Below are 440 nucleotides of genomic sequence, written 5' to 3' on the forward strand. Positions count from 1 at the left end.
CCTGCCGAGCGCCGGCAAGACGACGATCGCGTACGAGCTGGCCGGCCGGCTGCGCGGCGAGGGCCACCGCGTCGAGGTCCTCGACGGCGACGAGATCCGCGAGTTCCTCTCGGCGGGCCTCGGCTTCACACGTGAGGACCGGCACACCAATGTGCAGCGGATCGGCTTCGTCGCCGAGCTGCTCGCCTCGCACGGCGTGAAGGTCCTGGTGCCGGTCATCGCCCCGTACGCCGACAGCCGCGAGGCCGTCCGCAAGCGCCACCACGCCGAGGGCACCGCCTTCGTCGAGGTGCACGTGGCCACCCCCGTCGAGGTCTGCTCCGTCCGCGACGTGAAGGGCCTGTACGCCAAGCAGGCGGCGGGCGAGATCAGCGGGCTCACCGGGGTCGACGACCCCTACGAGGCCCCCGGGGCGCCCGACCTGCGGATCGAGTCCCAGA

Annotated in this window: 1 protein-coding gene; it reads left to right on the forward strand. The window is 73.0% G+C overall.

The features are described from left to right. Position 1: 1 nt before the first annotated feature. Positions 2-440 (forward strand): adenylyl-sulfate kinase (gene cysC, locus ADL08_RS12500; protein WP_078970567.1); only part of this gene is annotated, 439 nt, incomplete at its 3' end.

Origin of the sequence: Streptomyces sp. NRRL F-6492, assembly GCF_001280125.1 — a bacterium.
Lineage (GTDB): Bacteria > Actinomycetota > Actinomycetes > Streptomycetales > Streptomycetaceae > Streptomyces.